This window comes from Modestobacter sp. NPDC049651, assembly GCF_040659695.1.
Classification (GTDB): domain Bacteria; phylum Actinomycetota; class Actinomycetes; order Mycobacteriales; family Geodermatophilaceae; genus Modestobacter.
The window spans coordinates 1-24426 of record NZ_JBFAOG010000015.1; the positions used below are offsets into that span (position 1 = coordinate 1).

The 24426-nt window shown below is 76.5% G+C and carries 25 protein-coding genes; 14 read left to right on the forward strand and 11 right to left on the reverse strand.

The features are described from left to right. Positions 1 to 139: 139 nt before the first annotated feature. Positions 140 to 478, reverse strand: coding sequence for a tetratricopeptide repeat protein (locus AB0J00_RS17600; RefSeq protein ID WP_357747089.1), 339 nt, complete (start codon positions 476 to 478; stop codon positions 140 to 142). Positions 479 to 652: 174 nt separating this feature from the next. On the opposite strand from AB0J00_RS17600, the gene AB0J00_RS17605 reads away from it, so the two are divergent. The 8 genes from AB0J00_RS17605 (at position 653) to AB0J00_RS17640 (ending at position 8843) form a co-directional block, all read left to right on the forward strand. After that, on the forward strand, positions 653 to 1393 hold the full coding sequence (locus AB0J00_RS17605; RefSeq protein ID WP_357747091.1) for a DUF4383 domain-containing protein: 741 nt from the start codon (positions 653 to 655) through the stop codon (positions 1391 to 1393). A gap of 67 nt (positions 1394 to 1460) precedes the next feature. After that, entirely contained in the window at positions 1461 to 2645 is a 1185-nt protein-coding gene (locus AB0J00_RS17610) for a precorrin-3B synthase (protein WP_357747093.1), read from the forward strand. Further along, complete coding sequence (locus AB0J00_RS17615) at positions 2645 to 3265, forward strand: precorrin-8X methylmutase (RefSeq protein ID WP_357747095.1); 621 nt, start codon at positions 2645 to 2647, stop codon at positions 3263 to 3265. The genes AB0J00_RS17610 and AB0J00_RS17615 overlap by 1 nt, the downstream gene beginning before the upstream one ends. Next, a complete protein-coding gene (locus tag AB0J00_RS17620; protein ID WP_357747097.1) occupies positions 3262 to 4773 on the forward strand; it encodes a precorrin-2 C(20)-methyltransferase in 1512 nt (503 codons plus the stop codon). The genes AB0J00_RS17615 and AB0J00_RS17620 overlap by 4 nt, the downstream gene beginning before the upstream one ends. Beyond that, positions 4770 to 5978, forward strand: coding sequence for an MFS transporter (locus AB0J00_RS17625; RefSeq protein ID WP_357747099.1), 1209 nt, complete (start codon positions 4770 to 4772; stop codon positions 5976 to 5978). The genes AB0J00_RS17620 and AB0J00_RS17625 overlap by 4 nt, the downstream gene beginning before the upstream one ends. A gap of 45 nt (positions 5979 to 6023) precedes the next feature. Continuing rightward, complete coding sequence (gene argG / locus AB0J00_RS17630) at positions 6024 to 7472, forward strand: argininosuccinate synthase (protein WP_357747102.1); 1449 nt, start codon at positions 6024 to 6026, stop codon at positions 7470 to 7472. A gap of 35 nt (positions 7473 to 7507) precedes the next feature. Then, positions 7508 to 8221 (forward strand): molybdopterin-dependent oxidoreductase, encoded by a 714-nt coding sequence (locus tag AB0J00_RS17635; RefSeq protein WP_357747104.1) that lies wholly within the window; start codon positions 7508 to 7510, stop codon positions 8219 to 8221. Beyond that, positions 8205 to 8843 carry a cytochrome b/b6 domain-containing protein gene (locus AB0J00_RS17640; RefSeq protein WP_357747107.1) on the forward strand — a complete coding sequence of 213 codons (639 nt, stop codon included), beginning with the start codon at positions 8205 to 8207 and terminating at the stop codon, positions 8841 to 8843. Before AB0J00_RS17635 ends, AB0J00_RS17640 begins: the two co-directional genes overlap by 17 nt. Here the strand turns inward: AB0J00_RS17640 and AB0J00_RS17645 are convergent. Next, positions 8840 to 9559: a TetR/AcrR family transcriptional regulator gene (locus tag AB0J00_RS17645; RefSeq protein WP_357747109.1), complete on the reverse strand. Its 720-nt coding sequence runs from the start codon at positions 9557 to 9559 to the stop codon at positions 8840 to 8842. The genes AB0J00_RS17640 and AB0J00_RS17645 overlap by 4 nt on opposite strands. Positions 9560 to 9644: 85 nt before the next feature. On the opposite strand from AB0J00_RS17645, the gene AB0J00_RS17650 reads away from it, so the two are divergent. Further along, positions 9645 to 10493, forward strand: coding sequence for an NAD(P)H-binding protein (locus AB0J00_RS17650; protein WP_357747112.1), 849 nt, complete (start codon positions 9645 to 9647; stop codon positions 10491 to 10493). Here AB0J00_RS17650 and AB0J00_RS17655 read toward each other — a convergent pair. The 5 genes from AB0J00_RS17655 to AB0J00_RS17675 are packed head-to-tail and all read right to left on the reverse strand — an operon-like array spanning position 10490 to position 16165. Next, positions 10490 to 12058: a GTPase gene (locus AB0J00_RS17655; RefSeq protein ID WP_357747114.1), complete on the reverse strand. Its 1569-nt coding sequence runs from the start codon at positions 12056 to 12058 to the stop codon at positions 10490 to 10492. The two genes, AB0J00_RS17650 and AB0J00_RS17655, sit on opposite strands and share 4 nt — an antisense overlap. Then, positions 12055 to 13794 carry a GTPase domain-containing protein gene (locus AB0J00_RS17660; protein ID WP_357747117.1) on the reverse strand — a complete coding sequence of 580 codons (1740 nt, stop codon included), beginning with the start codon at positions 13792 to 13794 and terminating at the stop codon, positions 12055 to 12057. The genes AB0J00_RS17655 and AB0J00_RS17660 overlap by 4 nt, the downstream gene beginning before the upstream one ends. 44 nt (positions 13795 to 13838) lie before the next feature. After that, positions 13839 to 14714 carry an LLM class F420-dependent oxidoreductase gene (locus AB0J00_RS17665; RefSeq protein WP_357747119.1) on the reverse strand — a complete coding sequence of 292 codons (876 nt, stop codon included), beginning with the start codon at positions 14712 to 14714 and terminating at the stop codon, positions 13839 to 13841. 45 nt (positions 14715 to 14759) lie between these two features. Next, a complete protein-coding gene (locus AB0J00_RS17670; RefSeq protein WP_357747121.1) occupies positions 14760 to 15416 on the reverse strand; it encodes an HAD hydrolase-like protein in 657 nt (218 codons plus the stop codon). After that, positions 15413 to 16165 (reverse strand): cobalt-precorrin-6A reductase, encoded by a 753-nt coding sequence (locus tag AB0J00_RS17675; RefSeq protein WP_357747123.1) that lies wholly within the window; start codon positions 16163 to 16165, stop codon positions 15413 to 15415. Before AB0J00_RS17675 ends, AB0J00_RS17670 begins: the two co-directional genes overlap by 4 nt. A gap of 26 nt (positions 16166 to 16191) precedes the next feature. Between AB0J00_RS17675 and AB0J00_RS17680 the strand changes: the two genes are divergently transcribed. Further along, complete coding sequence (locus AB0J00_RS17680; RefSeq protein ID WP_357747125.1) at positions 16192 to 17274, forward strand: cobalt-precorrin-5B (C(1))-methyltransferase; 1083 nt, start codon at positions 16192 to 16194, stop codon at positions 17272 to 17274. Positions 17275 to 17315: 41 nt separating this feature from the next. Here AB0J00_RS17680 and cobM read toward each other — a convergent pair whose 3' ends face one another. The 3 genes from cobM to def all read right to left on the reverse strand — a co-directional run bounded on the left by cobM (position 17316) and on the right by def (position 19970). Next, the gene (gene cobM, locus AB0J00_RS17685) at positions 17316 to 18056 is read right to left on the reverse strand and encodes a precorrin-4 C(11)-methyltransferase (RefSeq protein ID WP_357747127.1); all 741 of its coding nucleotides are present in this window, start codon (positions 18054 to 18056) and stop codon (positions 17316 to 17318) included. Positions 18057 to 18195: 139 nt separating this feature from the next. Further along, on the reverse strand, positions 18196 to 19416 hold the full coding sequence (cbiE, locus tag AB0J00_RS17690) for a precorrin-6y C5,15-methyltransferase (decarboxylating) subunit CbiE (protein WP_357747130.1): 1221 nt from the start codon (positions 19414 to 19416) through the stop codon (positions 18196 to 18198). Continuing rightward, positions 19413 to 19970 carry a peptide deformylase gene (gene def, locus AB0J00_RS17695; protein WP_357747133.1) on the reverse strand — a complete coding sequence of 186 codons (558 nt, stop codon included), beginning with the start codon at positions 19968 to 19970 and terminating at the stop codon, positions 19413 to 19415. Before def ends, cbiE begins: the two co-directional genes overlap by 4 nt. Before the next feature lie 55 nt (positions 19971 to 20025). On the opposite strand from def, the gene AB0J00_RS17700 reads away from it, so the two are divergent. From AB0J00_RS17700 to AB0J00_RS17715, 4 genes are all read left to right on the forward strand, one after another. After that, a complete protein-coding gene (locus AB0J00_RS17700; RefSeq protein ID WP_357747136.1) occupies positions 20026 to 20967 on the forward strand; it encodes a cobalamin biosynthesis protein in 942 nt (313 codons plus the stop codon). A gap of 189 nt (positions 20968 to 21156) precedes the next feature. Then, positions 21157 to 21876, forward strand: coding sequence for a PAS and ANTAR domain-containing protein (locus tag AB0J00_RS17705; RefSeq protein ID WP_357747138.1), 720 nt, complete (start codon positions 21157 to 21159; stop codon positions 21874 to 21876). A gap of 126 nt (positions 21877 to 22002) precedes the next feature. Continuing rightward, positions 22003 to 22647: a lysophospholipid acyltransferase family protein gene (locus tag AB0J00_RS17710; RefSeq protein ID WP_357747141.1), complete on the forward strand. Its 645-nt coding sequence runs from the start codon at positions 22003 to 22005 to the stop codon at positions 22645 to 22647. Continuing rightward, positions 22644 to 24140 carry a cobyric acid synthase gene (locus AB0J00_RS17715; protein WP_357747143.1) on the forward strand — a complete coding sequence of 499 codons (1497 nt, stop codon included), beginning with the start codon at positions 22644 to 22646 and terminating at the stop codon, positions 24138 to 24140. The genes AB0J00_RS17710 and AB0J00_RS17715 overlap by 4 nt, the downstream gene beginning before the upstream one ends. Before the next feature lie 51 nt (positions 24141 to 24191). Here AB0J00_RS17715 and AB0J00_RS17720 read toward each other — a convergent pair whose 3' ends face one another. Beyond that, on the reverse strand, positions 24192 to 24404 hold the full coding sequence (locus AB0J00_RS17720; protein ID WP_357747145.1) for a hypothetical protein: 213 nt from the start codon (positions 24402 to 24404) through the stop codon (positions 24192 to 24194). Positions 24405 to 24426 lie beyond the last annotated feature (22 nt).

The window sequence follows — 24426 nt, forward strand, 5'->3', positions numbered from 1 at the left end:
CAAGGTCGTCGCCCAGCAGACCGGTGACTTCGACCGGTCGAAGGGCCAGCAGGTCGCCGAGCAGCTGCTGCAGTCCAACCCGGACATCGACGCGAGCACGGCTCGACGTCAGGTCGGACGGACGGCGGGCCGCTGCGGGTCAGGCGACGCCGAGGGCGTCGGCGACCCGGTGGTGGGCGACGGCCTCGCCACCGCGGCTCTGCCGCTCGAGGGTGCGGGCCAGCGCGCGCCGCGCCCAGCCGTTGGCCGGGGCCAGCTCGACCAGCCGGGTCAGCGTCTCCTCGGCGCGGCCGAGCTGCGCGGAGCCGAAGTAGCTGCGGGCCAGCAGCTCGAGGGCCGCCTCGTTCTGCGGCTCGGCCTCGACCAGCGGGGCGAGGACCTTGGCGGCCTCGATGGGCTGGCCCATGTTGAGGAACAGGTCGGCGCGCAGGTACTCGGAGTGCAGGTCGACGGGGTGCTGGGGCGTGAGGTTGGTCATCGTGCTCCTTCCACCGCGCCGCAACGCCGGCCGTCGCCCGGAGCTTCCCGGCGACCAGCCGGAACGGAAAAGATTGCCCGCAACTGGATACGGCGCCGCAGAGTCGGGGTAGTCACCGGTCGGAGTCACCCGGCTCCTACGGGTAGTCACCAATCCGGTCACCTGGAGTACGCGATGAAGCTGTTGCACCGCCCGGCACCCAGCTCCACCACCGCACCCGCCCCGCCCGCAGCCACCGGCTCGCCGACCCGGCGCGACGACGGCGACGGCCCGTCCACCGGGGTCGTGGTCGCCGTCCAGCGCGGCGGCGCGCTCGTCGTCGCCGCCGTCCTGCTGGTCTTCGGCATCCTCGGCTTCGCCAACGGCCTGGCCTACTTCTCGACCGAGGGCGGCCGGGTCGCCGGCCTGTCCTCGAACGGCCTGCTGTCGACCGTCTCCGTGGTCACCGCCGTGGTGCTGGTGGTCGCGGCACTCCGCAGCGTCCGCACCGTGTCGACGGTGATGGTGCTGGTCGGCGCCGTCTTCCTGCTCTCGGCGATGGTCAACCTGGCCGTGCTGGAGACCGACTGGAACGTGCTGGCCTTCTCGATGGCCAACGTCATCTTCTCCATCTGCGCCGGCCTGGTGCTGCTCACCCTCGGCTCCTACGGGCGGTTCAGCGGCAACCTCCCCGAGGACAGCCCGTACCACCGGCCGCGCGCCGAGGACGACACCGACGACGCCGACACCGGCCAGCAGCTGCCCAGCACCCCGGCCGAGTACGCGGCCGAGCGGGCGATGCGCGAGGCCGAGCGCGCGGTCGTCGAGCACCGCGCCACCCCGGAGCAGGCGCGGCTGGTCGCTGCCATGGCGCAGGTCCGCACCCGGGCCGAGCGGCGGGAGGTCTGGCTGCGGTCCGCGACCGGCAGCCGCTGAGCGACGAGGGGTGGTCGCCCGCACGCGGCCACCCCTCGTCCTGGCGGGAAGTAGCCTCAGCGACGCCATGACCACTGCCCTCCCCCCGGTGCGCGAGCGCGCCGACGCCTGCCCGGGCGCCCTGCAGACCCACGCGGCCGCCGACGGCGAGCTGGCCCGGGTGCGGGTGCCCGGCGGCACGCTGACCGCCGGCCAGCTGCGCGTGCTCGCCGCCGCGGCCCGCGAGCTCGGCGACGGCGCCGTGGAGCTCACCAGCCGGGGCAACCTGCAGCTGCGCGGACTGGTCGCCGGCACGCAGGACCAGCTCGGCGGCCGGCTCGCCGCGGCCGGGCTGCTGCCCAGCGACACCCACGAGCGGGCCCGCAACGTCGTGGCGAGCACGCTGTCCGGCCGCACCGACGGCGGGCACGTCGACGTCCGCCCCTGGGTCGCGCAGCTGGACGCCGGGCTGTGCGCGGACCCCGTGCTCGCCGGGTTGCCCGGGCGCTTCCTGGCCACCCTCGACGACGGCCGCGGCGACGTGGCCGGGCTGGCCGGCGACGTCGGCCTGCTCGCGCTCGACCCGAGCACGGTGGCGCTGCTGCTCGGCGGCACCGACTCCGGCCTGCGCACGGGCCCGGACGGCGCGGTGCCGCTGGCGCTGGCCGCCGCCCGCGCGTTCCTGGCCGAGCGGGCCGCGCAGGGCTCCTCGGCGTGGCGGCTGGCCGAGCTCACCGACGGCCCGGCCCGGGTCGCTGCCCGGCTCGGCGCGGCGGACGCCGAGCGCATCGGCACCGGTCGCACCGCCGTCCCCGCGGCCCTGCCGCTCGGCCGGGTCGGGGCCGCGGCCCAGCGCGACGGGCGCACGGCGCTGCTCGGTGCGACCCGGCTCGGGCGGCTGTCCGCCGACCAGCTCGACCTGCTCGCCGCCCTGGCGCCGGAGGTGCAGGTGACCCCGTGGCGCACGGTGGTGGTCCCCGACCTCGCCGAGGACGCCGTCGACGACGCCGCGGTCGAGCTCTTCCGCAGCGGTCTGGTCTTCGACGAGGCCAGCCCGTGGACCGTCGTCACCGCCTGCGCCGGCCGGCCCGGCTGCGCGAAGTCTCTCGCCGACGTGCGGGCCGACGTCACCACCGCGATCGCCACCGGCACCCTGCCGGCCGGCGGCGCCCGACAGCACTGGGCCGGCTGCGCACGCCGCTGCGGCCGTCCGCAGGGTGGGGTGGTCGACGTCGTCGCCACCCCGGCCGGCTACCTGATCGAAGAGAGCTGATGTACGAGTACGAGCACGACGGCGCCGAGATCTACCGGCAGTCGTTCGCCACGATCCGCGCCGAGTCCGACCTCTCCGGGTTCCCGGAGGACGTCGCGCAGGTGGTGGTCCGGATGATCCACGCCTGCGGGCAGGTCGACCTCACCACGGACGTCGCCTCCTCCCCCGCGGTCGTCTCCCGGGCCCGCGAGGCGCTGGACGCAGGCGCGCCGGTGCTCTGCGACGCGCAGATGGTGGCCAGCGGTGTGACCCGCAAGCGGCTGCCCAAGGACAACGACGTGGTCTGCACGCTCAACGACCCGCGCACCCCGGCGCTGGCGGCCTCGCTGGGCACCACCCGCACCGCCGCGGCGCTGGAGCTGTGGGGCGACCGGCTGGACGGCGCGGTCGTGGCGATCGGCAACGCGCCCACGGCGCTGTTCCACCTGCTCGAGATGGTCGCCGCTGGCGCGCCCCGCCCGGCCGCGGTCATCGGCATCCCGGTCGGGTTCATCGGCGCCGCGGAGTCCAAGGAGGCGCTGGCGGCGTCCGACCTGGACTTCCTGGTGGTCCGCGGCCGCCGGGGCGGCAGCGCCATCACCGCGGCCGCGGTGAACGCGATCGCGAGCACGGTCGAATGAGCACAGGTCGCCTGTACGGGGTCGGGCTCGGCCCCGGCGACCCGGAGCTGGTCACCGTCAAGGCCGCCCGGCTGATCGGCGCGGCCGACGTGGTCGCCTTCCACGCCGCCCAGCACGGCCGCTCGGTGGCGCGCGCGCTCGCCGCGCCCTACCTGCGCGGCGACCAGGTCGAGGAGCTGCTGGTCTACCCGGTCACGACCGGGACCACCGACCACCCCGGCGGCTACCAGGGCGCGATCGACGAGTTCTACGAGTCCGCCGCGGCGCGGCTGGCCGCGCACCTGGACGCCGGCCGCGACGTCGTCGTCCTCGCCGAGGGCGACCCGTTCTTCTACGGCTCCTACATGCACATGCACAAGCGGCTGGCGCACCGGTACCCGACCGAGGTGGTGCCCGGCGTGACCAGCGTCAGCGGCGCCGCCGCGGTGCTCGGCCGGCCGCTGGTGGAGCGCGACGAGGTGCTCACCGTGCTGCCCGGCACGCTGCCGTCGGACGAGCTCGCCGAGTGGCTGGCCACCACCGACTCGGCCGCGGTGATGAAGCTCGGCCGCACGTTCACCGGCGTCCGTGACGCCTTCGACGCCGCTGGCGTGCTCGACCGCGCCTGGTACGTGGAGCGGGCCACCACCGACCGCGAGCGGGTCGCCCCGCTCGCCGAGGTCGACCCGGAGACGGTGCCCTACTTCTCCCTGGCCCTGCTGCCCTCCCCCCTCACCCCACTTTCGGCGCCGAACGTGGACCCACTTTCGGCGCCGAAAGTGGAGGAGGACGGGGGCGAGGTGGTCGTCGTCGGGCTCGGGCCGGGCAAGCGGGCCTGGACGACGCCGGAGACCGCCGAGGCGCTCGCCGGAGCCGACGACCTGGTCGGCTACGGCCCCTACCTGGACCGGGTGCCCGCGAACCCGCGGCAGGTGCGGCACGCCAGCGACAACCGGGTCGAGGCCGAGCGGGCCGCCGCCGCGCTGCAGCTGGCCCGCGACGGACGGCGGGTCGCGGTCGTCTCCAGCGGCGACCCGGGGGTGTTCGCGATGGCCGCCGCGGTGCTCGAGGTGGCCGCGCAGCCGGAGTTCGCCGGCGTGCGGGTGCGGGTGCTGCCCGGCATCACCGCTGCGCAGGCCGTGGCGTCCCGGGTGGGGGCGCCACTGGGCCACGACTTCGCGGTGATCAGCCTGTCCGACGTCCTCAAGCCGTTCGACGTCGTGCTCGACCGGCTGCGCGCCGCGGCCGCCGCCGACCTGGTGGTCGCGCTGTACAACCCGCGGTCCAAGGCGCGCCCGCACCAGCTGGCCGAGGCCACGAAGGTGCTGCTGGAGGTCAAGGACCCGGCGACCGTGGTGGTCGTCGGCCGGGACGTCGGCGGCCCCGAGGAGAGCCTGACGGTGACCACGCTCGGCGGGTTCGACCCGGAGACGGTCGACATGCGCTGCCTGGTGCTCATCGGCTCCAGCCAGACCCGGGTGACGCCGTCCGGTCAGGTGTTCACCAGCCGCCGCTACCCCGGCGCGTGACCGTGGCCCGCACGCTCTCCCGGTCCGCCGCCTTCTGGACCGTCGCCGTCCTGCTGGTGCTCATGCTCGCCGCCTCCGGCGTGCCCTCCCCGCTGTACCGGGTCTACGCGGCCGAGTTCGGCTTCGGCTCGGGGATGATCACCGTCGTCTTCGCGATCTACGCGCTGGCGCTGCTGATCTCGCTGCTGGTGGTCGGCGCGCTCTCCGACCACGTCGGACGGCGCCCGGTGCTCGCGGTCGCGCTGCTGGTCGAGGCCGTGTCGATGGTGCTGTTCTGGGCCGCCGACGGGGTGGCCTGGCTGCTCGCCGCGCGGGTGGTGCAGGGCTTCGCCACCGGCGCGCTCACCGGCACGTTCGGCGCCGCGCTGCTGGACACCCAGTCGCCGACGCGGCCGCTGGGCCCGGTGGTGAACTCCGCGGGCCCCGGGCTCGGGCTCTCGCTGGGCGCGGTCGCCGCCGGCATGGCCGTGGAGTGGGTGCCCTCCCCCACCGGCTGGGTGTTCGGCGTGCTCACCGTGCTCTGCCTGGTCGCGGCCGTCGGGGTGCGCTGGCTGCCGGAGTCCTCACCGCGGCTGCCCGGCGCCGCCGCGTCGCTGCGGCCGAGCGTGCACGTGCCGGCCTCGCAGCGGCGCGCGTTCCTCGTCGTGCTGCCCTGCCTGGTGGCCACCTGGGCGCTCGGCGGGCTGTACGCGTCGCTCGGGCCGTCGCTGGTGGTCGGCGTCTTCGGCGTGCAGGACCACGTCGTCGGCAGCCTGCTCATCCTCGCGCTCAACGGCACCGGCGTGATCGGCTCGACGCTCATGCGCACCGCGCCGGCCGCCCGGTCGATGGTGGTCGGGTGCCTGGTCTTCTCCGTCGGCGTGGCCACCACGATCGTCGCGCTGGCCACCGGCTCGCTGGCGGTGCTGTTCGTCGCCGCGGTCGTCTCCGGGTTCGGCTTCGGGACGGCGTTCCTCGGCGCGCTGGCCACCGTCACCCGCGGCGTCGACCCCGGGCAGCGGGCCGGCCTGCTGTCGGCGGTGTTCACCGTCAGCTACCTGGCCTTCAGCGTGCCGGCGATCGCCGCGGGGCTGGCCAGCGAGCCCGTCGGCCTGCGGGCGACGGCGGAGGTCTACGGCGCCGGCGTCATCGTGCTGGCGCTGCTCGCGGTGGGCGGGCTGGCGCTGCAGCAGCGCCGTCCGGCCGGGGTGCCGGCGACCGACTGACCCCGGCCTCTGCATGGTCATGCAGGGGCGTGCATACTGTTCCCCGTGTCCAAGGTGCTCACGTCCCTGCCCGTCGGCGACCGCGTCGGCATCGCCTTCTCCGGCGGTCTCGACACCTCCGTGGCGGTCGCGTGGATGCGCGACAAGGGTGCGGTGCCCTGCACCTACACCGCGGACATCGGCCAGTACGACGAGCCCGACATCGCCTCGGTGCCCGGCCGGGCCACCCAGTACGGCGCCGAGATCGCCCGGCTCGTCGACTGCCGGGCCGCGCTGGTCGAGGAGGGGCTCGCCGCGCTGACCTGCGGGGCGTTCCACATCCGCTCCGGTGGCCGCAGCTACTTCAACACCACGCCGCTGGGCCGCGCCGTCACCGGCACGCTGCTGGTGCGGGCGATGCTCGAGGACGGCGTCCAGATCTGGGGCGACGGCTCGACCTACAAGGGCAACGACATCGAGCGGTTCTACCGCTACGGCCTGCTGGCCAACCCGGCGCTGCGCATCTACAAGCCGTGGCTGGACGCCGACTTCGTCACCGAGCTCGGCGGCCGCAAGGAGATGTCCGAGTGGCTGGTCGCGCACGACCTGCCCTACCGGGACAGCACCGAGAAGGCCTACTCCACCGACGCCAACATCTGGGGCGCCACCCACGAGGCCAAGACCCTCGAGCACCTGGACACCGGCATCGAGACCGTCGACCCGATCATGGGCGTGCGGTTCTGGGACCCCGCGGTCGAGATCCCGGCCGAGGACGTGACCATCGGTTTCGAGTACGGCCGGCCGGTGACGATCAACGGCAAGGAGTTCGACTCCGCCGTCGACCTGGTGCTGGAGGCCAACGCCGTCGGCGGGCGGCACGGGCTGGGCATGTCCGACCAGATCGAGAACCGGATCATCGAGGCCAAGAGCCGCGGCATCTACGAGGCGCCGGGCATGGCGCTGCTGCACATCGCCTACGAGCGGCTGGTCAACGCGATCCACAACGAGGACACGCTGGCCAACTACCACAACGAGGGCCGGCGGCTGGGCCGGCTGATGTACGAGGGCCGCTGGCTGGACCCCCAGGCGATGATGCTGCGCGAGTCGCTGCAGCGCTGGGTGGGGATGGCCGTCACCGGTGAGGTCACCGTGCGGCTGCGGCGCGGCGAGGACTACTCGGTGCTCGACACCTCCGGCCCCGCGTTCAGCTACCACCCGGACAAGCTGTCGATGGAGCGCACCGTCGACTCCGCGTTCGGGCCGGTCGACCGGATCGGCCAGCTGACCATGCGCAACCTCGACATCGCCGACTCCCGGGCCAAGCTGGAGCAGTACGCCCGGATCGGCATGGTCGGGGGCTCCGCGCCCGCTGCCATCGGCGCGGCGCAGGCGGCGTCGACCGGCCTGATCGACGCGTCCGAGGCCGGCGGCGCCGAGGCGATCGCCTCTCGCGGCCAGGTGTCCCCCAACGACGAGCTGCTCGACCGGGCCGCGATGGAGTCCGGCACCGACTGAGGGACCCCCTGCGGCCGGGGTGGTTCAGTGGGGGTGTGAGCGAACCCGAGGGGCGGCCCGTCGGGCGGCGGGTGTTCCTCGGGGTGCTCGGGCTCGGCGCGCTGGGCATCGCCGTCGGCGACCGGCTGTCGGCCGGCCTGAGCTCGGCGCTGGCCACGGTCCAGACGCACGACCCGACCGGGCTGGTCGCCTCGCTGCCGCTGGGCAACCAGTTCCGCTACTACTCGGTCACCGGCGGGGTGCCGCGCCGCGACGGCGCCGACTACCGGCTCGACGTGGGCGGCCTCGTGCAGCAGCCCGGCCGGTACTCGCTGGCCGACCTGCGGGAGCTGCCGCAGACCACGCTCACCCGCGACTTCCAGTGCGTCACCGGCTGGCGGGTGCCGCAGGTGCGGTGGTCCGGCGTCCGGCTGGCGCACCTGCTCGACCTGGCCGGGCCGACCGGCGGGGCCACCGCCGTCCGGCTGACGTCGTTCGACGGCAGCTACACCGAGAGCCTGACGCTGGAGCAGGCCCGGCGGGACGACGTGCTGGTGGCGCTGCGGATGCTCGGCGCACCGGTGACCCACGACCACGGCGGCCCGGTGCGGCTGTTCGTGGCCCCGATGTACGGCTACAAGAGCCTCAAGTGGCTGTCGGGCATCGAGCTCACCCGCGACGTGCAGCCCGGGTACTGGGAGGACCGGGGCTACGACGTCGACGGCTGGGTGGGCCGGTCCAACGGGCGCGACGATGACCCGACCAGCTGACCCCGGGCTGCTCCGGTTCACCCGCGCGGTGCGCTGGGTGCACGGCGTCACCGCCGTGCTGGTGCTGGTCTGCCTGGCGACCGCGCTGGTGCTCTACACCAGCAGCCTGGCGGTGCTCGTCGGCCACCGGGCGGTGGTGGAGCAGGTGCACGTCTGGTGCGGCTTCGCGCTGCCGGTGCCGCTGCTGGCGGGCCTGGCCGCGCCGTCGTACCGCGCCGACCTGCGCCGGCTGGACCGCTTCACCACCGCCGACCGGCGCTGGCTGCGGTCGCGGAGCCGGCGGGACGGGACCATCCCGGTGGGCAAGTTCAACGCCGGCCAGAAGCTCAACGGCGCGCTGAGCGCCGGCGGCATCGCGGTGCTGCTGCTGAGCGGCACGCTCATGTACTGGACCGGCCTGGCCTCGCTGACCTACCGCACCGGTGCCACCTTCGTGCACGACTGGACGGCGCTCGGGCTCGGGCTGCTGGTGCTCGGGCACGTCTGGTTCGCGCTGCGCGACCCGGTGGCGCTGCGCGGCATCCGCACCGGCCGGGTGCCCGCCGGCTGGGCCCGCCGGGAGCACGGTGCCTGGGCAGCCGAGGTCGGGGACCGGCCGCCGGACGCGGGGAAGCGCGCCTAGCGGGGGTCGACCACGCGGTCGAGCCACTCGGCCAGCAGCCGGCGCTCGGGCTCGCTCAGCGCCTCGAGCCCGGGCGCGGCGGCCCGCAGCGCGACCGCGGCCGCCGTCGTGCCGTCGTCCGAGCGCTCCGGCGCCGCGTCGGTGAGCAGCTGCTGCAGCAGGCCGTCGAGCACCGCGTCGGCCAGGCCGGGGTCGCGGTCCTCCGGCGCGGTCGCGAGCAGGGTGGTGATGACGCCGATCCCGGCGGCCTGCACGAGGTCGACCGCCCGCCGCTCGCCGACCCGCAACCGCCCGGCCGCGGCGATGCGGTGCACCCGCGACGCCAGCACCTGGCGGCCGGCCTGCGCCGCGGGCGAGCCGGCCGCCCGGGCCGGGTCGCTGAGCAGCCGGAAGACACCCGGGTTGGTGAGCCCGAACTCGACCTGCGCCACCCACCCGGCGCGCAGCTCCTCGACGGGGTCGACGCCGCCGGCGGCGGCTGCCTCGACGGTCGCCCGCTTGGCGGCCACCGACGTGGCCATGACGTGCTCGGCCACGGCGTCGAGCAGCCCGTCCTTGTCGCCGAACAGCCGGTAGATCGTCGGCGCCTGCACGCTCGCGGCCTCGGCCACGCCGCGGGTGGTCACGGCGGCCGGGCCCTCGTCCCGGAGGAGCCGGGCAGCGACCTCGACGATCCTCGTCCGGACGTCGGTGCGGCGGTCGGCGGGCGCAGTCACGGATCAACGATAACAACGAGTTGCTATCGCCGAGATTCCATGGATACGGTCAAAGTGTTACCACCGCTAACACGAGGAGTCGACCATGATAGTGATCACCGGGGCCACCGGCGCGCTGAACGGCGCGACCGCCGACCACCTGCTCGACCGGCTGCCCGCCGGCGAGCTCGCGGTCGCCGTCCGCGACCCCGCCCGGGCCGGGCGCTTCGCGGAGCGCGGCGTGCAGGTGCGGCGCGCCGACTACGCCGACCCCGGCTCGCTGCCGGCGGCTTTCGGCGGCGCCGACCAGCTGCTGCTCGTCTCCTCCAGCGACCCGGGCGCCGACGCGGTCGGTCTGCACCGCGCGGCCATCGACGCCGCCGTGGCGGCCGGGGTCGGCCGCATCCTCTACACCAGCCACCAGGGCGCCTCGCCGGACACCCCGTTCGGCCCGGGCCGCGACCACTCCGGCACCGAGGAGCTGCTCGCCGCGTCGGGCATCCCGTGGACCTCGCTGCGCAACGGCTTCTACGCGCACAGCCTCGGCTGGCTGATGGGGCCGTGGCGGGAGACCGGCCGGGTCGTCGTCCCGGCCGACGGTCCGGTCTCGTGGACGGCGCGCTCGGACGCCGCCGAGGCCGCGGCCGCCGTGATCGCCTCGGACGGCGGCTTCGACGGGCCGGTCACCCTCACCGCGGCCGCCGCACCGACGTTCGAGGAGCTCGCGGCCACCGCGTCCGAGCTGACCGGGCGGCCGGTCCAGCGGGTGGTCGTCGACCCCGAGGAGTGGATCGCCGGCCAGCTCGCCGCGGGGCAGACCGAGTTCATCGCGCGCTTCACGCTGGGCATGTACCGGGCCGCGGAGCAGGGCTTCTTCGCCGGCACCGACCCGCTGCTGGGCGAGCTGCTCGGCCGGGAGCCGCGCACCGCGCGCGACGCGCTCGCCGCCGGCTAACCCCCGGCCCGGCCGACCGCGGCGCAGAACCGGTCGTGGTCGGCGCGGACGTCGGCGAGCGGGGCGAGCACCTCCTCGTCGGCGACCTCCGCGACCCGTTCGGTGAGCCGCCGGCGGGCGGCCCTCCCCCGCCGCCGGGCGCCCGCGGCCACCAGCGGCCGCGCCACCCCCGCCAGCAGCAGGCCGGCGAGCAGACCGCCGGACAGCAGCACCGTCGGCACCGGCAGCCGCTCCACGTGCGGCACCGGCAGCACGTCGTCCAGCTGCAGCCAGCCGAGGACGACGAGCAGCAGCAACCACAGCGCGCCGACCAGGGCGACCGCGGCGAGCAGCCACTGCAGGCCGCCGACCGCGCGCTGCCACCACGGCACCCGGTCGGGCCCCAGGTCGGTGCCGGTGACCGCGCGGTCGAGCCGGTCGGCCAACCGGTCCTGCGACACCTCGGCGGTGCGGCGCAGCTCGTCCCGCCACGCCTGCGGCAGGCCCTCGCCGACGTCGTCCCGGGTCCGGCGCAGCGCCCCGGCCAGCGCGGCCTGCTGCACCGGACCCGCCTCGGGCAGCGAGCTGCGGGCCCGCTCGTCGCCCAGGTGCAGCCGGTGCAGCGGATCGGGCCGCAGCCTGGTCAGCCAGCGCACCGGCGGCCAGCCGGTGGCCTCGGTGCCGCGGCGCCGCGCGGACCGCTCCACCGCCGCGACGACGGCCGGCACCCCGGCGGCGTCGGCCAGCGCGGTCGTCAGCCCGTCGTCCCGCCCCGGACCGCTGCCGGCCGGACCGCAGTGCGCGGCCAGCCCGGCCGCCGCGGACCGGACGTCGGCGGTGAGCCGGTCGCTGGCCGCCCGGCGCGCCGACACCCGGCGGGCCAGCTCGGCGCGCAGCTCCGGCAGCCCCGCGCCGGTGCGCGCGGCGGTGGCCAGCAGCGGGGTGGCGGTGAGCCCCTCGCGGTCGAGCAGGCCGCGCAGGTCGGCGAGGCAGGCGCGGGCGGCGTCGCCGTCCAGCCGGTCGACCTGGTTGAGCACCACGACGAGGACCCCGGCGTGCCCCGCCAGCGGCGCCAGGTAGCGGGAGTGGACGGCGGCGTCGGCGTACTTCTGCGGATCGAGCACCCACACCAGCACGTCGACCAGCTGCACCAGCCGGTCGACCTCCAGCCGGTGCTCCAGCCGGACCGAGTCGTGGTCGGGCAGGTCGAGCAGCACCAGCCCGTCGAGTGCGGGGTCGGCATCGGCGACCCGGTGCCGCTTGGGCACCTCGAGCCAGTCCAGCAGCCGGTCGGCGCCGTCGGCGCCCCACACGCTGGCGTGCGCGACGCCGGTGGTCGGCCGGCGGACGCCGGGGGTGCTCACCTCGCTGCCGCTCAGCGCGTTGAACAGCGTCGACTTGCCGCTGCCGGTCGACCCGGCCAGCGCCACGACGGTCGCGTCGCCGAGCGCCTCCCGGGCGCCGGCCTTGCCCAGCAGCGTCCGGGCGCGGGCCACCTCGGGCACCTCGAGCCGGGCCTCGCCGACCTCGACCGCCTCGCGCAGCGCACCCAGCCGGTCGGTCAGCGACAGCTCGCGGCGCCTCATGCGCCCACCCGGCGGGCGGCGGCCAGCGCGGCGACCGCCTCGGCCAGCCCGGCCGCCGCGTCGGGGGCGGGAGCGACCTCGGCGAGCAGCGTGGCGAACCGGTCCTGCTCGGCCGCGAACAGGGCGGCGGTGCGCTCGTCGAGGTCGTCGCGGGCCCGGGCCGCCAGCCCGCGGACGGCGGAGTCGCCGAACACCGCCTCGAGCACCCGCTGGCCGACCGCGGTGGTGCCGCCGGCCACGGCGATCTCCGCTCCGGTCGGGATGGCGGCGGTCGAGGCGAAGACCGCGATCATCACCACCGCGCCGGCACCGTTCACGCCCCACGACAGCGCCCGGGCCCTGGACCGCTTGCCCGCGCCCTCGCTGCGCACCAGGTCCAGCACCGCTCCCTGCCAGTCGCGCACCGCGTCGGCCGCCGCCCCGGGGAACGCCGGCGACATGCCGTCCAGCCCCTCGTACCCGGCGAGCAGGCCGGGCCCGCCCGGCAGGGTGCGCCACGCGGTGACGGTGCGCTCGGCGGCCCGGTCGGCCTCGGCGTGCAGCAGCGTCTCGACGCCGGACTCCAGCGCGCCGTGCAGGTCGGCGGCCGGGGTCAGGCGGCCGCTGAGCGCCGCGGTGACCCGGTCGCGCAGCCGGCTCACCGAGCCCTGCAGGCTGCGCATCCACTCGCCGGTGCCGACGAACTCCTGCCAGCGGGCCAGCACCTCCCCGCGCAGCAGGCTGCCGTTTCCCACGCCCTCGGCGACGTCGGCCCGCGCCCGGGCGTAGGCGGCCGCGGCGGCGGTCTCCAGCGCGTCGGCGGCGGCGGTCTGCTCGGCGACGGCGTCGACCACGGTGCCCACCCGGTCGGCCAGGCTGTCCAGCGCGCCGGCCAGCGTCTGGCGGACGACGGCCGCCCGCTCCCCGGCGTCGGCGGCCAGGCCGTGCAGCCAGTCGCGCAGCGGCGCCACCTGGTCCTCGGGCAGGAACCCGTCGGTCAGCGGCCGCTCCTCGACCACGAACAGCCGCGCGGCGGCCAGCCCGGCCCGCTGGAGCATGCCGGCGAGGTCCTCGGCCACCTCGCCGGCGGCCTCCGGTGGCACCCGGTCCAGGACCACGGCCAGCGCGGTGCCGCGCTCCTGCGCCGTCCGCAGCAGGTCCCAGGGGACGGCGTCGGCGTAGCGCGCGGCCGTCGTCACGAACACCCACAGGTCGGCCGCGGCCAGCAGCTGGGCGGCGAGGTCGCGGTTGGCCTCGACCACCGAGTCGACGTCCGGGGCGTCCAGCAGCGCCAGCCCCGGCGGCAGGTCGTCGCGCACCACCAGCTCCAGCCCGCTGCGCCCGCTCTCGGCGCCGCGAGCAGGAGCGCTTTCGGCGCCGAAAGGGGGATCGGACGTCGTGCGGGGCAGGCCGGGCAGCACCCGGTCGCCGGCGAAGTGCGCCCGGTCGGCGGGCGCGCAGACCAGCACCGGCGCGCGGGTGGTCGGCCGCAGCACGCCGGCCCGGGTGACCTGCGCCCCGAGCACGCTGTTGACCAGCGTCGACTTGCCCGCCCCGGTGGAGCCGCCGACCACGGTGAGCAGCGGGGCGTCCAGGTCGCGCAGCCGGGGCAGCAGGTAGTCGTCGACCTGGTCGACCAGGCCGGCGGCGACCCGGCGGGCGTCGTCCCGGGTGGCGGTGGCCAGCCCGAGCGGGGCGGCCGCGACCCGGTCCCGCAGGATCTGCAGCGCGTCGACGACGGGCACCGGCTCGGTCACCGCTGCTACCTAGCCAGGCGGGGGCGTTCCTACCCGTCGGCGGCTCAGCGGTCGAGCTCGCGCAGCGGCGGGACGAGCCGGAGCGCGGCCTCCGTCGTCCACCCGACCGGGTCCTGGCCGTGCGCGCCCACCCAGATCCGGCTGATGCCGAGCCGGCCGTACTCCTCCGCCTTGCGCAGGAACGCGTCCGGGTCGGCGAGGGCGTCGTCGCCGGTGACGACGGTCCGCTGCACCTCCGCCGGGTCGCGGCCGACGTCCGCGCAGTGCCGGTCGAGCACCTCCAGCTTGTGCCGCAGCTGGTCGGTGCCGCCGTCGAAGAGGTTGCAGGCGTCGGCGTACTGCGCGACCAGGCGCAGCGTCTTCCGCTCGCCGCTGCCGCCGATGAGGACCCGCGGGTGCGGGGTGTGCACCGGCTGCGGCACGCAGAGCGTCTCGGCCAGCTCGTAGTGCTTCCCCTGGTACGGGCCGTCGTCCTCGCTCCACATCTGCCGGACGATCTGCAGCGTCTCCTCCAGCCGCTCGAACCGCTCGGCGACCGGCGGGAACGGCACGCCCAGGGCGCGGTGCTCGCGCTCGTACCAGGCGGCGCCCAGCCCCAGCAGCGCGCGCCCGCCGGAGAGGACGTCGAGGGTGGTGACGGTCTGCGCGAGCAGGCCGGGGTGCCGGTAGGTGACGCCGGTGACCAGCAGGCCGAGCTCGACCCGCCGGGTCTGCCCGGCGAGGAACCCCAGCGCCGTGTAGCCCTCGAGCATGGGGTCGGTGGCGCCGTCGCCCGCGTGCTCCATCTGGAACCAGTGGTCCATCAGGGTCACCGCGGCGAACCCGCCGTCGTCGGCGGCTCGCGCGACGGCCGACAGCGTGGGGGCGATCGCCTGCTCACCGGGGAACCGGAAGTCGGCGACGTGCAGCGCCAGTTCCATGCTGGGTCCTCTCTGCTGGGGATGCGTGCCAGCCAACCACCCCGGTCAGAGGCGGGCGAGCGCGCCCAGGACGTCGGCCGGGTGCGCGGCCACCGCGGCGGCGCCGGCGGAGACCAGCTCGCCGGCCGGCGCCGGGCCCCAGCCGGCACCCACGCAGGGCAGCCCGTGCGCGGCCGCGCCGAGCACGTCGTGCGACCTGTCGCCGACCAGCACCGGGCGGACGCCGTCCGGGTGGGCGGCCAGCGCCGCGCCGACCACCTGGTCCTTGTGCCGCACCCGCCCGTCGAGCGTGGCGCCGTGCACGCTCGCGAACCGCGGCAGCAGGCCGAGGTGGTCCAGGATGCGGACGGCGAACGGCTCGGGCTTGCTGGTGGCCACGGCGAGCACCGCCCCACCGTCGGCCAGGGCGGCCAGCAGCTCGGAGACGCCGGCGTAGGGCATCGCGTCGAGCATCGCGCCGGCGCTGTAGTGCGCCCGGTAGGTGGTGACCGCGCGGGTGACGTCGTCCCCGGTCAGGCCGAAGGCCCCGGCGAAGCCCTCCTCCAGCGGCGGGCCGACCATCGAGCGCAGCTGGCCCTCCGTGGGTGCGGGCAGGCCGAGCTCGGCGGCGGCCACCCGGATCGACGTCCAGATGCCGGGCACCGAGTCGACCAGCGTGCCGTCGAGGTCGAACAGCACGAGCCGGCCGCGGAGCCCGGTCACCCCTGCGCCCGGCCGAGGCCGCGCGCGGCCAGCCAGGCCAGCGCGTCGGCGACCGACGCCACGGTCTCCACGCCCGGGGGCAGCGGCGGGCGCCGCACCAGCACCACCGGGATCCCGAGCGCCCGGGCCGCGGTCAGCTTGGCCTCGGTGAGGTGGCCACCGGAGTCCTTGGTGACGACGACGTCCACCCCGTGCTCGCGCATCAGGGCGAGCTCGTCGTCGACGCTGAACGGGCCGCGGTCCAGCAGCAGCGTCGCGCCGGCCGGCAGCGGCCCGTCCGGCGGGTCGACCGAGCGCACCAGCACCCGGCCGGGCAGCGCGGCGAACGCGCCGACACCCTGCCGGCCGGTGGTCAGGAACACGCAGCGGAACCCGGCGACCGCCCGCGCGGCGCCGGCCAGCGAGTCGACGAACCGCCAGTCGTCGCCCGGCTGCGGCGTCCAGCCGGGGCGCTGCAGCCGCAGCAGCGGCGTGCCGTGCGTGTCGGCCGCGGCCGCCGCGTGCGCGGTGATCTGCGCGGCGAACGGGTGGGTGGCGTCGACGACGGCCGCCGGCCCGTGCTCGGCCAGCCACGCCGCCAGCCCGTCCGGCCCGCCGAAGCCCCCGACCCGCACGTCGCCCTCCGGCAGCACCGGGGCGGCCACCCGGCCGGCCAGGCTCGACAGCACCGGCACGCCCTCGGCCACCAGCGCCGCCGCCAGCTGCCGCGCCTCCCCGGTGCCCCCCAGGACCAGCACCTGTCCGCTCATCTGCGACCTCCCCTGACAATGGTGCCGTGAGCAGGGACGGTGCCAGCGGGTTGCGGCACGGCTGGACGACGGGCGCGTGCGCGACCGCCGCCACCACCGCCGCGTACACCGCGCTGCTCACCGGCGAGTTCCCCGACCCGGTGACGATCGACCTGCCCCACGACAAGCACCCGTCGTTCGCGCTCGCCCAGGAGCGGCTGGACGCCGGCAGCGCCTGGGCGGCGGTGGTCAAGGACGCCGGCGACGACCCCGACGTCACCCACGGCGCGCTGGTCTCCGCCCGGGTGACCCACGGCGAGCCGGGCAGCGGCGTCACGTTCCGCGCCGGCGAGGGCGTGGGCACGGTGACCAAGCCCGGCCTGCCGCTGGCCGTCGGCGAACCCGCGATCAACCCGATGCCCCGGCAGTTCGTCCGCGCGCACGTGGCCGCGGTCGCGGCGGCGCACGGCGGCACCGGCGACGTGGTGGTCGAGATCGCGATCGAGAACGGCGCGGAGCTGGCGCGCCGGACCTGGAACCCGCGGCTGGGGATCCTCGGCGGCCTGTCGGTGCTGGGCACCACCGGCGTCGTCGTCCCGTACTCGTGCTCGTCGTGGATCGACTCGATCCGCCGCGGCATCGACGTCGCCCGCGCCGCCGGGCACGAGCACGTCGCCGGCTGCACCGGGTCGACCAGCGAGCAGACCGTGCAGGCGCTCTACGGCCTGCCCGAGGACGCGCTGCTGGACATGGGCGACTTCGCCGGCGCGGTGCTCAAGTACCTGCGCCGCCACCCGGTGCCCCGGCTGACCGTCGCCGGCGGGATCGGCAAGCTGGCCAAGCTCGCCGAGGGGCACCTGGACCTGCACTCCGCCCGCTCGCAGGTGTCGTTCGCCGCGCTGGCCGACCTGGTCGCCGGCGCCGGCGGCCCGCCCGACCTGGTCGAGGGCGTGCGGACGGCGAACACCGCGCTCGACGCGCTGCGCCAGTGCCAGGCCGCCGGGCTGCCGCTGGGCGACCTGGTCGCGGCGGGAGCCCGCCGGACGGCGGAGGGCGTGCTGCGCGAGGCACCGGTCGCCGTCGACGTGGTCGTGATCGACCGCGCCGGCACGATCGTCGGCCTCGCGTAGGTGGAGTCCCAGCGCTCGGAAGGTGATGCGCTGCGACTCCATCAGCGGGCCCGGGTGGTCGAGTAGAGGTGGCTGTCGGGGAACTCCCCGGCGGTCAGCACCCGGCCGACGATGACCACCGCGGTCCGCCGCACCCCGGCGTCCGCGACCTGCTGCGCGATGTCGGCCAGGGTGCCGCGCAGCGTGAGCTCGTCGTCCCGGCTGGCCTTCGCCACCACCGCGACCGGGCAGTCGGCGCCGTAGTGCGCGGCCAGCTCCGGGGCCAGCTCGTCCAGCCGCTGCACGGCCAGGTGCAGCACCAGCGTCGCGCCGGTGGCCGCGTAGGCCGCCAGCTGCTCGCCGGGTGGCATCGGCGTCGAGCGCGCCGACGTCCGGGTGAGGACGACGGTCTGCGCGACCCCCGGCACCGTCAGCTCCCGCTTGAGCGACGCCGCGGCGGCCGCGAACGACGGGACCCCCGGGACGACGACGTAGGGCACGCCCGCCGCGTCCAGCCGGCGCATCTGCTCGGCCATCGCGCTGTACACCGACGGGTCGCCGGAGTGCAGCCGGGCGACGTCCAGCCCGGCCCGGTGCGCGGCGACCAGCTCGGCGGTGATCTGGTCGAGGTCGAGGTCGGCGGTGTCGACCAGCCGGGCGCCGGCCGGTGCGGTGTCCAGCAGCTCGCGCGGCACCAGCGCCCCGGCGTAGAGGCACACCGGCGCGCTCGCGATGATCCGCGCCGCCCGCACGGTGACCAGGTCGGCGGCCCCCGGCCCCGCCCCGATGAAGTGCACCGTCACCGTGACACCGCCGTCCTACCGGACGGCACCGCGGCCAGGTGTCGTCCCCCGGTTGCGCTGAGCCGTTCCCAGCGTCCGCGGCGGGAGCCTCCGGCCCCGCGCCGCGCCCCCTGACGCCCTCCGGGCGGAGATCCGCAGTTCACCGCGTCACGCTCCAGATGGTGACGGGGAGGGCGGGCCGGAAGCTGGTGAAGCCGCCGACCGGGGCGGCGTGCGCCACCTGCAGCCGGGTCAGCTCGCCACCCACCCGCTCGCGCCAGCGCACCAGCAGTGCCTCGCTCTCCAGCGTCACCGCGTTCACCACCAGCCGGCCGCCCGGGCGCAGCGCGTCCCAGCAGGTCTCCAGCACGCCGGGCCCGGTCCCGCCGCCGCCGACGAACACCGCGTCGGGGTCGGGCAGCTCCCCCAGCGCCTCGGGCGCCCGGCCGCGCACCACCCGCAGGTCCGGCACGCCCAGCCGCCCGGCGTTCCGGCCGATGCGGTGCGCGCGCTCGGGATCGGGTTCCACCGCGACCGCCCGGCACGAGGGGTGCACCCGCATCCACTCGATGCCGATCGAGCCGGCGCCGGCCCCGACGTCCCAGAGCAGCTGGCCGGGCAGCGGCCCCAGCCGGGCCAGCGTCACCGCTCGGACGTCGCGCTTGGTGAGCTGACCGTCGTTCAGGTAGGCGTCGTCCGGCAGCCCGGGCGCGGTCGAGCGCGGCACCGTCTCCGGGTCGGCGACCGGCTCGACGGCGGTGATCACCAGCGGGTCGGTGTCGGCGTGCGCCCACTCCGCGGCGGTGCCGGTGAACCGGCGCTCGCCGGGGCCGCCCAGCTGGGCCAGCGCCGTCAGCCGGCTGGCGCCCCAGCCCCACTCGGTCAGCCGCGCGGCGATCGTCGCGGGGGTGGTGCCGTCGGCGCCGAGCACGACCAGCTTCCGGCCCGGCCCCAGCTGCGCGGCGACCAGCTCCACCGGCCGCCACACCACCGAGACCACCGTCGTCTCCTCCACCGACCAGCCCATCCGCGAGCAGGCCAGGGTCACCGACGACGGGTGCGGGACGACGTCGACCGCCGCGGCGCCGAACCAGCGCACCAGCGTGGTGCCGATGCCCGAGGACATCGGGTCGCCGCTGGCCAGCACCACCACCCGCCGGCCGGGATGGGCGGCGGGCAGCTCGCGCACGGCCAGCGCCATCGGCGAGGGCCACGGCACCCGCTCGGCGGTCGCCTCCGGCGGCACCAGGTCCAGCTGGCGGCCGCTGCCGCGCAGCACCTCCGCGCCGGTGATGGCCCGCCGGGCGGCCGGGGACAACCCGTCCCAGCCGTCGGCGCCGATGCCGACGACCGTGACCCGCCACCCCTCCGGAGCGGTCATGCGGGCAGCTCGCCCTCCGGCCCGGCGGCCTCGGCCAGCAGCTGCTCCTTGAGCTCCTCGGGCAGCAGGTCGACGTACACGGTGCCGTCCAGGTGGTCGACCTCGTGCTGCAGGCAGCGCGCGGCCATCCCGGTCGCCTCGATCGACACCGGCTGGCCGTGCACGTCGACGCCGTCGACCCGGGCCCGGAACCCCCGCTCGAGCTCGGCGTACGGGCCGGGCACCGACAGGCAGCCCTCCTCGGTGGTCTCCGTCGCCGGCTCGCCCTCGTGCGGGTCGAGGACGGTGAGCACCGGGTTGACGCAGTAGCCGGCGACGTCCTCGCCGTCGGCGTCCGGGCAGTCCATGACGAAGACGCGGGCGTCGACGCCGATCTGGTTCGCCGCCAGCCCCACGCCGTCGGCGGCGACCATGCTGGCGAACATGTCCAGCACGAGGTGCCGGAGCTCCCGGTCGAACACCGTCACCTCCTGGCAGCGGCGGTGCAGCACCGGGTTGCTGCCGTAGGTGACGATCGGACGGGCGACGCCGTCGTAACGGCCGGGCAGGCGCATGACCGTCGATCCTAGGGACCGGCCCGCCGGGCGTCCTTCCCTACAGTGGCCGCCGATGTCCAGCCGCCTGCCGACCGCCGCCGGGCTCGCCCTCGGGGCGACCGCCGACCTGCTGCTGGCCGACCCGCGCCGGTTCCACCCGGTCGCGGGCTTCGGCCGGGCCGCCGCCGCCCTCGAGCCGCTGCTGTGGCGCGACTCCCGCGCGGCGGGCGTCGGCTACGCGGCGGCCGGCGTCGGGACGGCGGCCGCCCTGGGGACGGCGGTGCACCGGTGCACCGCCCGCTCCCCGCTGGCCCGGACGGCGGCGACCGCGCTGGCCACCTGGGCGGTGCTCGGCGGGACGTCGCTGGGCCGGGCGGCGGCCACCATGGACGCGCACCTGGCCGCCGGCGACCTGCCCGCCGCCCGCGCCCACCTCTCCTCGCTGGCCGGCCGGGACCCGCGAGACCTCGGCGAGCCGGAACTGGTGCGGGCCACGGTCGAGTCGGTCGCCGAGAACACCTCCGACGCCGCGGTCGCACCGCTGTTCTGGGGCGCGGTCGCCGGGCTGCCGGGGCTGCTGGCCTACCGCGCCGCGAACACCCTCGACGCGATGGTCGGGTACCGGTCGCCGCGGTACGCCCGGTTCGGCTGGGCGGCGGCCCGGCTGGACGACGTCCTCAACTGGCTGCCGGCCCGGCTGACCGCGGCGCTCACCGTGGCCACCGCCCCGCTGGCCGGCGGCTCGGCGGCCGGGGCGCTGCGCGCGTGGCGGCGGGACGGCGCGGCCCACCCCAGCCCCAACGCCGGCCGGTGCGAGGCCGCGCTGGCGGGCGCACTCGGGGTGCGGCTGGGCGGACGCAACGTGTACGGCACGCGGGTGGAGGAGCGCCCGACCCTGGGCGAGGGGCCGGCGCCGGCGCGGCCGGACATCGCCCGGGCGGTGCGCCTGTCCCGCGCCGTCTGGACCGCCGCCGCGGTGCTCGCGGTCGCGGTCCGGGGGCTGCGCCGCAGGTGAGAGAGCCCTGCTGCGGAGGGGAGGTCCTTGCCCCGCGGAACGGATGCGGCCGCGCCCCGGCGTTGCTACCTTCCCCCCACGGAGCGACCGGCCCGCGCCAGCGGGTCGGCGGGCGCGCGGTGTCGAGAACGCGGCACCGGGCACCCCACCGGCCGACCGCCGGTGCGCGACTGGAAGCGGGTGACCAGCATGACCCACACCACGACCGCTCCTCCCGTGGCCGCACGCACCGTGACCGGGCACCCGGTGGACCTGCCGCCCAACGAGGTGCTGCCCCAGCCCGTCGCGGTCGCCGCCCGGTTCCGCTGCGGCGTGGCGAACGGCTCCTGGTGGTGGTCGCCGGAGCTCTACCAGCTGCACGGCGTCCACCCCGGTGACCGGTTGCCCTGCATCGAGCTGCTGCTCGACCACACCCACCACGACGACCGCCGCCGGGTGCAGGCCGCCGTCGACCGCGGCCTGCAGGCCGGCCTGCCGTTCGCCGTCGAGCACCGGGTGGTCCGCCGCGACGGCTCGGTGCGCACCGCCGTCCTGTTCGGCGAGCCCGAGCTGACCGCCGACGGCACCGTGGGCGGGGTCAGCGGGCTGGTCATCGACGTCACCGACGGGCGCGTGCCGGCCGGCGGCGACTCCCAGGTGCGCGCGCTGGAGACCGAGGTCGAGCAGCTGCGCACCGCGATGGCCAGCCGGGCGTGCATCGAGCAGGCCAAGGGCGTGCTCATGCTGCTGATGGGCTGCGGGGACCAGGTCGCGTTCGACCTGCTGGCGCACATCTCCAGCCACACGCACCGGAAGGTGCGCGAGGTGGCCGCCTCGATCGTCTCCTCGGCCAGCGGGCGCACCCCGCTGCCGGCCGACGTGAAGGAGATCCTGCACGACGCCTGCCCGCCGGGGCAGCCCGCGCACTGACCTGCGCGGGACCGCAGCGCCCCCGCCCGTCCACGTCCGGCCGCCGTGGACGAAGATCCTGGGGTCCCCCGCTCCCTCGGCGGTGGCGGAGGACGTCCCGTCGGGAAGGGAAGGGGTGGGGGCGGCGTGTTCTACCTGCTCGCTCGGTTCGTGATCCGGCCGCTGTTCTGGATCGCCTTCCGGCCGACGGTCCGCGGCCGGGCCAACGTGCCCGCGACCGGACCGGTGATCCTGGCCAGCAACCACCTCTCGTTCATCGACTCGGTCGCCATCCCGCTCATGGCGCCGCGCAAGGTGAGCTACCTGGCCAAGGCCGAGTACTGGAAGGGCACCGGCCTCAAGGGCTGGTTCAGCCGCACGCTGTTCACCGCGCTGGGTGCGCTGCCGGTCGAGCGGACGGCGAACCGCAGCGCCCAGGTCGCGCTGGACACCGCGCTCACCGTGCTCAAGGACGGCGGGGCGTTCGGCATCTACCCGGAGGGCACCCGGTCCCGCGACGGCAAGCTGCACCGCGGCAAGACCGGGGTGGCCTGGCTGGCGCTCACCGCCGACTGCCCCGTCGTCCCGGTCGCCGTGCACGGCACCGACCGGGTGCAGCCCCCCGGCGCCCGCTGGCCCAAGCCGGCCCGGGTGCGGGTGACCTTCGGCGAGCCGCTGACCTTCCCCGCGCAGCACGGGCAGGCCGGCAAGAACAAGGCACGCCGCGAGGTCACCGACCGGGTGATGGAGCAGATCCACACGATGTCGGGGCAGGAGAAGTCCGGCTGGTGAAAGGCTCGCTGCTCGTCGCCGGCACCACGTCGGACGCCGGGAAGTCCGTGGTCACCGCGGGCATCTGCCGCTGGCTGGTGCGCCAGGGCGTCTCGGTGGCGCCGTTCAAGGCGCAGAACATGAGCAACAACTCGATGGTCACCGCGGACGGCGCGGAGATCGGCCGGGCGCAGGTCATGCAGGCCGCGGCCGCCCGGGTCGAGCCGGAGGCGGCGATGAACCCGGTGCTGCTCAAGCCGGGCGGGGAGAACGCCAGCCAGGTCGTCGTCCTGGGGAAGCCGGTCGCCGACGTGACCGCGCTGTCCTACCGGCCGATGAAGGCCGCGCTGCTGGAGCAGGCGCTGGCCTGCCTGGCCGACCTGCGCCGCCGGTTCGACGTCGTGGTGTGCGAGGGCGCCGGCTCCCCCACCGAGATCAACCTGCGCGCCGACGACATCGCCAACATGGGGCTGGCCACCGCGGCACGGCTGCCGGTCGTGGTGGTCGGCGACATCGACCGGGGCGGGGTGTTCGCCGCGCTGTACGGCACCGTCGCGCTCATGCCGCCGGCCGACCAGGCGCTGGTCGCGGGCTTCCTGGTGAACAAGTTCCGCGGCGACGCCCGGCTGCTCGCGCCCGGCCTGGACCAGCTGCGCGCGCTCACCGGCCGGCCCACGCTGGGCGTGCTGCCCTGGCAGACCGGCCTGCACCTGGACGTCGAGGACTCCCTCGGCATCGGGGTCGCCGAGCCGGCCGGGCCGCCGCGCGGCGCGGACGTGCTGCGGGTGTCGGTGGCCCGGCTGCCGCGGCTGTCGAACTTCACCGACCTCGACGCGCTGGCCGCCGAGCCCGGGGTGCTGCTGCGGTACGCCACCCGCCCGGAGGAGCTCGCCGACGCCGACCTGGTCGTGCTGCCCGGCACCCGGTCGACCGTCGCGGACCTGCGCTGGCTGCGGGAGACCGGCCTGGCCGACGCCGTGTCCCGGCGGGCCGCCGCGGGCGGTCCGGTGCTCGGCATCTGCGGCGGGCACCAGATGCTGGCCCGCAGCATCACCGACGACGTCGAGTCGCGCGCCGGCGTCGTCCCCGGGCTCGGGCTGCTGCCCACCGAGGTGCGGTTCGCGCCGGGCAAGACCCTCGGCCGGCCGGCCGGGTCGGCGTTCGGCCAGCCGGTGCGCGGCTACGAGATCCACCACGGCGTGGTCACCCTCGACGAGGGTGCCGAGCCGTTCCTGGACGGCGCCCGCGCGGGCTCGGTGTTCGGGACGACCTGGCACGGGGCGCTGGAGAACGACGGGTTCCGCCGGGCCTTCCTGACCGAGGTGGCGGCGCTGACCGGGCGGGCGTTCACGGTCGCGCCGGACACCGACTTCGCCGCGGTGCGCGAGGCCCGGCTGGACGCGCTGGGCGACCTGGTGGCCGAGCACGCGGACACCGGCGCGCTGTGGCGGCTGCTCGAGGACGGCGTCCCGGCCGGCCTGCCCACGCTCGCCGCCGGCCTCCCCGCCCGCTGACCTCTGCGTCCTCGTGGCGTCCCGGCCCGGGACGCCACGAGGACGCAGAGCTCACGAGTCGAGCAGGCCCTCGACCTCCGCGCCGGGGCGGCCGTCGGCGACCTCGGCCGCGACCTCCCCCGGGTCCAGGCCCAGCCGCCGGAGCAGCTCCGCGTGCTCGTCGGTGTCGACCGGGTCGGGCAGCTCCTGGTCCGCGTCGGCGACCGCCGTCTGCTGCGAGGTGGCCAGGAGGAGCTCGAGGACCCGCTGCTTGCTGATCTGCATGCCCCGCGCCTACCCGCGCACC